Origin of the sequence: Mesorhizobium huakuii, from assembly GCF_030160235.1 — a bacterium.
GTDB lineage: Bacteria > Pseudomonadota > Alphaproteobacteria > Rhizobiales > Rhizobiaceae > Mesorhizobium > Mesorhizobium huakuii.
In genome coordinates this window covers 1-6,685 of the sequence record NZ_BSNY01000003.1, presented here as the reverse complement: position 1 = coordinate 6,685, position 6,685 = coordinate 1, and the positions used below count along the sequence as shown (strand labels likewise).

Genomic DNA, 6,685 nt, shown 5'->3' with positions numbered 1-6,685 from the left:
TACAATCAAGCCGCAATCCCAAAAATTAGCGCGATAAATTATCGACACGTCCTAAGCGGGAGCGGCTTGCTTGTACAATCCGGCCCGAGCGCGAAATACCGCCGCCGGCCTTTTTCGCCGCGGCCAACACCTGTGCGATGAAGGGCCGGGCCTGCTGGGCGCGCGTGGAGCGGATGCGCCCGGGTCGAAGGCGAAACTCGCGCTCATCGGCCATGGCGCGGCACCGCAATGTTGAAAAAGAAAAACAAATACAATACCTTGGATTCTTCATACACATTGCGCCGGTGGCCGGCAATGTGCGGAACGCGCCAGAAAATCAAGCAAGAACAACCACCCGACCGCCGCGCAATGTGCGCGCTTTTATCCTGCCGTCTTAATCGGTCGTACTTTGAGAGAATTTTCTGCCATCGTCGTTCCTCTTCCAATCTACGATAGTACACGAATCTATTCTCTACGTCACGATCCCGCGTTCTGGCGTTGATTTCCGATGCGCCGTGCAGTCTTCCGCGCTCTGCGACGGGGTGTTTTGGCTGCACGAATGCAGCGCTCGAGCCGTCGTGGCGCAATTTGCCATCGGTCTGACGGAGCAGCGTCACAGGCAATCGAGCGCGGTCCGGCCGTCTTTCGATCGGCGCGGCCGCAGGCAGGATAACGTGCGTTCCGTCGTTCCTGGTCTGCATCGGTCCTCATCCGCCGGAGCGGATCTCCTTGTCTCAGATGGCGTCCGTCAGCGTGCCGGCGCCATGCGTTTCATTTGCCGCCGAACCGCTCATCGATGCGCTCCCAGCAGCTTGCGGGCCTTGTCATGCGCACGCCGGCCGGCGTCCGCCTGGCTTGCCGCCGAATCGCCGACATAGAACGTGCCCTCGGTCCAGATCGCATGCATGATCACCGCCAGTTTGCGCGCCACCGCGACACAGGCCTTGCGGTGGCAGGAGCGCTTGGCGATCGCCTGGCCCCAGCTCTTGACCTTGTCGGAGCCCTTGAAGCGCGTCATCAGACCTGACGCCGCCTCGTAGAGCGCACGCCGCACATCCGCGTCGCCGGCCTTCGAGATGCGGCCCTGAACGTCGATCGTCGAGCCGGATTGCCAGCGCCGCGAGGTCAGCCCGAAGTAGGCCGCGACGTCGCGCGAGCGGCGGAAGCGCGACGGGTCGTCGATCGCGGTCATGAACGAGAGCGCCGTCACCGGGCCGACACCGGGGATCGCCATGAAGCGCCGGCACGTCTCGTTGCGGGCGACGATTTTCACGACGACATCGTGCAGCCGGCAGTACTGTTTCCACAGCGCCGCGCGCGCCGTCAGCATGGCGTCCATCAACTCGGCCGACAGCGGATCGTCCGCCACCGCCTTGCGCACCGCCTGCTCGAAAGCGCCGCGCCCGACCTTACTCAAGCGGATGCCGAACGACTTGAGCGAGTGGCGGATGGCGTTCTCCAGATCGAGGAACTTAGCCTTCAAATTGCGCCGGTGGGTCAAGAGAAGCTTCGTCCGATAGCAGCTTTCCGACTTGATGTAGGCTTGGCGGAACCAGCCCGTGCGCATCAGATGGGCGATGCCGAGCGCATCGGCCTTGTCGGTTTTGTTGCGCTGTGCAGACATCGCCGCGCGCACATGAACCGTCTCCAGACAGATCGCCGGCAGGCCGAGTTTCCTGAGCTCTGGATGCAGCCACGGCGACAGCGATCCCGCTTCATGGCCGACCCGGCGAAGTCGCCCCAGGAACGGTTTCAGGACATCGAGGACCGCCTCCGGATCGGTGACCACCGCAGCCTGCAGATGCACCGCGCCCTCCCCGTCGACGACGCACACCGCCGTCTCGTCCATCGACACGTCCAGCCCACAAAAGAATTCCATCAGCTGCCTCCTGCGTTGTTTGACAGGAGATTTCTTAGCAGCCACCGAGACGTGCGGCGCGGGCTTGGGAGACGAAGGAGCGACCTGCCGATTACGGGCCGCAATCCCTCGGTTGTTGCCCTGTGCTCTGCGCGCCTCATTGGCTGCGACGTCAAACGAGACGCCAGGGGGCGATCTGACGGAGACTTCGTCATCGCTGCGATGTCCGGATGTCGGACCCAGTGAACAGCTGGCGCGGCTGCGAACCGGCCGCGAAAAGTTCGCGCACCAACGGTGGCGACGATATCTCGGCGGAAGGGTCTTCGCTGGACGAAAGACTGGACGCGGCCATGGACCCGGACCGCACTATGAACAGCGGCGCGACCTTCCAGCTGACGGCCTTGGCAGGGCCGGCGGTGAGCGCGCCGGGTGCATCACCGCCGCCCCAGAAAGGGCGGAGCATCGCAACATAGGCCCGGGTCTCAGCTGGGAGCGGACGGCCCTTCAAGGAGGCTTCGTAACGCCCCGGCCCGGCATTGTAGGCGGCGAGGAAGCCCGGTGAACCGTATCGATCATACAGCTCGCGAAGATAGGCCGTGCCGGCAAGGATGTTGTCGCGCGGATCATAGGGATCGCGGCCGAGCTGGTGACGAAGGCGCAGCTCAACCCAGGTTCCGGGCATGATCTGCATCAAGCCCACGGCTCCCTTTCGTGACACGGCGCGCGGATCGCGAGCGCTTTCGAGGCGCATGATTGCCCGTATCCAGCGCTCGGGAACACGGAAGCGATGCGACGCCTCGGCGATAGGTGCTGCATAAGGATCCTCCGCGGATTTGCGCGGGGCCGGCGCGGATTGTGCGAAGGCCACCGTCATTGCGTGACAGACGATCAGCATGCCACCGATAAGGCAAAGTGCTTCTCGCCGACCAGGCAACCGACTGACGGGTCGGCTTCCGTCCGCACGTTTCGGCGCCGATGGCCCACTCATCGAGCAGGCTCCGGCCGCGCTTTCGGCCGGATCCAGCGCAGTGACCAGGAGCCGTCGTCGGATTGGAACAGACCGGCGCGAAAGCGGCGTCCAAACAGTGGATCCTCCAATCGGCACGACAGATAGTCGCCGGCCGTCTGTCCGGTTTCCTTCCATGCCGCGCCGACCTCGGGGCCGCTGCCGTCGCCGATGTGGATACGAAAATCCGGCGCTTTGCCGTCCGATATTTTGGTCGGCACGAGCACCAGCTCGGCATCCACGAGCAGCGTTCGAATGCGTCCGGAATAACCAGATTCAGTTCTGTGGAAGACGCCGATCTCGGCCATGGATTATCTCCTTCTCTTGTTGGCTGGGCTGAAATTCAGTTCGCCGGAGCGAGCCAGGTGTAGTGGCCATCGCCCCTCTCGTCGGTCCAAAGCGGCAACGCGGCTCCGACGATCGAGCTCGCCGGGAACCGGCCGAAATAGCGGCCGTCGAGGCTGTCCTCGACCTTCCGGTTCATCACGAAGATTTCCGCGGCGGCGATGACGCGGCAGCCCTGCCAGTCAGGCAGGGCGCGTCCCTTGCGGTCGCGCTCCAGTGCAGCACCCACCGCAAGCCCGTTGACCGTGATGATGTGGCCGGCGCGGCATACTTGCTGCCCGGGAAGTGCCTCGATGTGTTTCAGCATCGGCACGCCGAGCGGAAGGTAGCCACGCCTGGCGGCGAACCGGGCGACTGTGTCTGGCGGTTCGATGACAGCGAGCGCGCCGGCCGTTGGAACGGCCATTTTCCTGATCGCATAGAGCCCAAGCGGCGCGCTGGCCGACGCGTTCCACAGCAGCAGCGGCGGCATTTTCATGACAGCCGGAGCGACCGCCGCGACGATCGCCGCAAGTGCTGCGGCCATGCAAGCGGCTCGGCTCATGAGGTCACCCGCTTGCGCAACAGAAAGGCCCGGTGCTGCTCGAGCGAATAGGCACGCGGCATAGCGCCGGCAGTCAGGCGGTTGTGGGTCTGACGCCAATAGTCCGGTGCGGCCTCGGCCGGATCGAGACCAATCGCCTCGATCGCATCGATCCGTTGGAGAACCTGCTCAACCTTGTCCCAGCCGGCGATCTTGAGCAGGATCTCGCCGCCTGGCCGGATGTAAGGCAGCGTCTGATAAGGTTCAGCGCGCAATGCCGCACGCACGATGTCGATACGCGAAACGACAGTGCCAAATTCATTCGCCGCCCAGCGCACGAACGCAAAGACACTGCCTGGCGCAAATCCAACGACGCGCCGCTGCTTGTCGATGATCGTCTCATGGGATGGACGTCCGAAGCGGATGCGATGCTCGACCCGCTTCTCGATCCAGATCAGCTCGACCGTCGTGAGGTTGCCGAGCGGCGTCGATTGGGGAGACGACGTCATGTGTCGTCTCCCTCGCGCCGGCCAACGCATCGCCTCTTCTGCCCACCGTCAGTCCGCAGCTTGCCCGCAAGACTGTTAGATTGAGAGTTAGACTCTAAGTTAAAGGCGTGATTTTCCGTTGCGGGCCCGTTCCTTAAGGCCGATCGCGGTTCCCGAAAGCACGAGGATGCGGTTCCCGTTGGCACGATAGTTCGGGTTCCCGATGGCACGATCCTGTCCACCGACGCGGGCGCCGGTTCGAAAGCCAGCAGCACACGGCCGCTGGATTCAACCTCCGTGAAGAGCAGATATCCCGGCAAGGGTTGGCGGCGCACGATGTCACGCAGCTCGAAGGCAAAGCGCTTGAGCGGCGAGAGGCTGCCGGACTTCTGATGCAGGTGCCGGATGTCGAAACGCCAACCGGCGCGCTGGCGTCCGCCATGCTTGCGCACCAGCCGATAGAGCCACCGATCCAGGCCGCCCGTCAGTCCGAAATAGGCACGGTCAATCGTCAGGATGAGCGCATCGTCGATAACGGCGCGATAGAACCAATCCGGCAAAATCAACTCGACGCCGAGCGGGCGGCCGTTTCGATCGAAGCGCTCCTGCCATTCGTTGATCCATGAGAAGCGATGGCGCCGGCCTTCGGCGGGCTGGCGAATGGAGGTGACGACGCTTGTCGACTGCAGGCGGTCGAGCGCCGCCTTGAGGCGCAGATAGTCTCGCTTCGAGACACCGCGGCCGACGAAGGTGAGCATTTCGTATGGTGTCGCAGCCATCAGGCGCGACGTGCGCAATCCGGCGTCCCGCGCGTTGACGATCTGGCTCGCGGCCCAGATCAGGATATCGGCATCCCAGATCGTCGCCATGCCGTGGTCGGGCATCGCTTCGACGCGGATCGCGATATCGCCGGCGCGAAAGTCGATCGGCGCGATGCGCCTGGATTTGGAAAGCGAGAAGAAGGGATAGGCCATAAGATCCTGCGCATCGCGTGGCGCGACGACACCGGGCAGCGCGTGGAACAGATCAAGCTGTCCGCGTTCCGACGGTTGGCGTGTGCGTCCAGACATAGGAGAGATCAGCGGGCTCAGCGCCGCTCGCGTCCGGCATAGGCGATCAGGCGTGCGGCTTGAGGCTTGGCGGGCAGCACAGAGCCATGCGGATCGGATGTCGATGTCATCGCGCCACGCTGCACCCAGGCCTGCAAGTCGTCGACGGCGTAGACGACGCGGCCGCCGAGTTTGCGATAGGCAGGCCCGGTGCCGTAGGTGCGATGTTTCTCCAGCGTACGCGCAGAAAGACTGAGGAAACGCGCTGCTTCCGAAGTGCGCAGGTAGCGCGGCGGCAATGGCGCGGCGTCGGCATTCATGGGGTGTCTCCTTGCGGCCGTCGCGATTGAACGGCGATCGATGGCCAGGATGGAGGAGCAAGGGCGCCGTGATCAGGTGCGCAATTGCGGGGCGCTATTTCGCACCGCCAAGAGGCCTTCAGGAGCGGCGGCGGCGCGCACAGCAATTGGGGACAGCGGCGCTCAACCATCTTCGCGCCATCGCGCGTCAAGCAATGCATCCGATGACAGGAAGCCCGTCATGGCGGCCGGGGGAGCGAAAAGCTTCCGCGGTTACCGAGAGGAAACGCCTCGCCCGGTACCGGGCGAGGCGTCTGGCGATTCACTCGCCGTTGCGGCGGTTGGGGCGCGACCAGATGAGGCTGTGGCCCTCGCCTTCCTCGTCGGCGAAGAGGTTGGCGTAGATCGGAGCGGTGAAGCTCGGATCGTCGAGCTTGAGCCCGAGATAGTCGCGGCCCTCGGTGGAGCGCTTGGACCAGGCGGCGCCGATTTCGGCCTTGCCCACCACCACGCGGTGGCTTGGAGCGTTCTCGCCGCTGGCCCTTGTGTCGGGGACGATGCGCACGCCCTTGGCCTGGACGCTGAGGGTGACGATCTCGCCGGTGAACTCGTTCGCATTGGTCTTCTTGAAAGTGCCGATGGTAGCCATTTTTCAGTCTCCGTCTCTTCGTTTCCGAGCCCGCACCATGCGACCTCGATGGCGATCGAGAGGCCGGAGGCGACCGCCGCCGCATCGCTTGCGACCGCAGCAAAGCGGAGGATGGCGCAGGCGCGCGTTTCTTGGTTCCGCGAGGAATGGGCTTCGCCCAGGGGAAGAAACGCGCGCCGCGCCATTGCGGCATAGGCGGTCGAGGCTTTAGCCGTCCTTCGGTCAGATCAGCCCGTTCGAGAGGTCGTTGGTGCGCTCCGCGAAATGGCCGACGTGGAGGCAAGGGCACCACTGGCTTTCACGAAAGATTAATCGAATTGGTGGCCGAGATGTCAGCCGACAACAGCTTGGCATGACCTGAATGAATCCTTGAGACATCCGCTGCCAGCAGCACTCGGTGAAGTACCGCGAATGTCTCATTTGGGGCCGACGAACGAACCCGCTGCGCGGGATGGGCGCGTGGGGTGAGGTAGAGATCACGAACCGGAT

At 63.9% G+C, this 6,685-nt stretch carries 10 protein-coding genes; all 10 read right to left on the bottom strand.

Annotated elements, in window-relative coordinates:
• Positions 1–203: 203 nt before the first annotated feature.
• Positions 204–680, bottom strand: a complete 477-nt coding sequence (locus QQK95_RS00380) for a hypothetical protein (RefSeq protein WP_284267625.1) — start codon at positions 678–680, stop codon at positions 204–206.
• A gap of 89 nt (positions 681–769) precedes the next feature.
• Positions 770–1,858: an IS110 family RNA-guided transposase gene (locus QQK95_RS00375; RefSeq protein WP_284267623.1), complete on the bottom strand. Its 1,089-nt coding sequence runs from the start codon at positions 1,856–1,858 to the stop codon at positions 770–772.
• Positions 1,859–2,048: 190 nt separating this feature from the next.
• Positions 2,049–2,825: a lytic transglycosylase domain-containing protein gene (locus tag QQK95_RS00370; RefSeq protein WP_284267621.1), complete on the bottom strand. Its 777-nt coding sequence runs from the start codon at positions 2,823–2,825 to the stop codon at positions 2,049–2,051.
• Positions 2,822–3,151 carry a DUF736 domain-containing protein gene (locus QQK95_RS00365; RefSeq protein ID WP_284267619.1) on the bottom strand — a complete coding sequence of 110 codons (330 nt, stop codon included), beginning with the start codon at positions 3,149–3,151 and terminating at the stop codon, positions 2,822–2,824. Before QQK95_RS00365 ends, QQK95_RS00370 begins: the two co-directional genes overlap by 4 nt.
• A gap of 35 nt (positions 3,152–3,186) precedes the next feature.
• Positions 3,187–3,732, bottom strand: coding sequence for a S26 family signal peptidase (locus QQK95_RS00360; RefSeq protein WP_284267618.1), 546 nt, complete (start codon positions 3,730–3,732; stop codon positions 3,187–3,189).
• Positions 3,729–4,220 (bottom strand): DUF2840 domain-containing protein, encoded by a 492-nt coding sequence (locus tag QQK95_RS00355; protein ID WP_284267616.1) that lies wholly within the window; start codon positions 4,218–4,220, stop codon positions 3,729–3,731. Before QQK95_RS00355 ends, QQK95_RS00360 begins: the two co-directional genes overlap by 4 nt.
• Positions 4,217–5,269, bottom strand: coding sequence for a replication initiator protein A (locus QQK95_RS00350; RefSeq protein ID WP_284267613.1), 1,053 nt, complete (start codon positions 5,267–5,269; stop codon positions 4,217–4,219). The genes QQK95_RS00355 and QQK95_RS00350 overlap by 4 nt, the downstream gene beginning before the upstream one ends.
• A gap of 17 nt (positions 5,270–5,286) precedes the next feature.
• Positions 5,287–5,568 carry a helix-turn-helix transcriptional regulator gene (locus QQK95_RS00345; RefSeq protein ID WP_019863632.1) on the bottom strand — a complete coding sequence of 94 codons (282 nt, stop codon included), beginning with the start codon at positions 5,566–5,568 and terminating at the stop codon, positions 5,287–5,289.
• Between the two features lie 301 nt (positions 5,569–5,869).
• A complete protein-coding gene (locus tag QQK95_RS00340) occupies positions 5,870–6,196 on the bottom strand; it encodes a DUF736 domain-containing protein (RefSeq protein WP_199200722.1) in 327 nt (108 codons plus the stop codon).
• Positions 6,197–6,494: 298 nt separating this feature from the next.
• On the bottom strand, positions 6,495–6,685 hold a 191-nt coding region (locus QQK95_RS00335; RefSeq protein ID WP_284267606.1), incomplete at its 5' end, for a hypothetical protein.

Coding starts and splice junctions, on each gene's coding strand:
- QQK95_RS00380 (WP_284267625.1), bottom strand. CDS start 680: ATGCAGACCAGGAACGACGGAACGCACGTTATCCTGCCTGCGGCCGCG.
- QQK95_RS00350 (WP_284267613.1), bottom strand. CDS start 5,269: ATGTCTGGACGCACACGCCAACCGTCGGAACGCGGACAGCTTGATCTG.
- QQK95_RS00365 (WP_284267619.1), bottom strand. CDS start 3,151: ATGGCCGAGATCGGCGTCTTCCACAGAACTGAATCTGGTTATTCCGGA.
- QQK95_RS00345 (WP_019863632.1), bottom strand. CDS start 5,568: ATGAATGCCGACGCCGCGCCATTGCCGCCGCGCTACCTGCGCACTTCG.
- QQK95_RS00360 (WP_284267618.1), bottom strand. CDS start 3,732: ATGAGCCGAGCCGCTTGCATGGCCGCAGCACTTGCGGCGATCGTCGCG.
- QQK95_RS00375 (WP_284267623.1), bottom strand. CDS start 1,858: ATGGAATTCTTTTGTGGGCTGGACGTGTCGATGGACGAGACGGCGGTG.
- QQK95_RS00355 (WP_284267616.1), bottom strand. CDS start 4,220: ATGACGTCGTCTCCCCAATCGACGCCGCTCGGCAACCTCACGACGGTC.
- QQK95_RS00370 (WP_284267621.1), bottom strand. CDS start 2,825: ATGAGTGGGCCATCGGCGCCGAAACGTGCGGACGGAAGCCGACCCGTC.
- QQK95_RS00340 (WP_199200722.1), bottom strand. CDS start 6,196: ATGGCTACCATCGGCACTTTCAAGAAGACCAATGCGAACGAGTTCACC.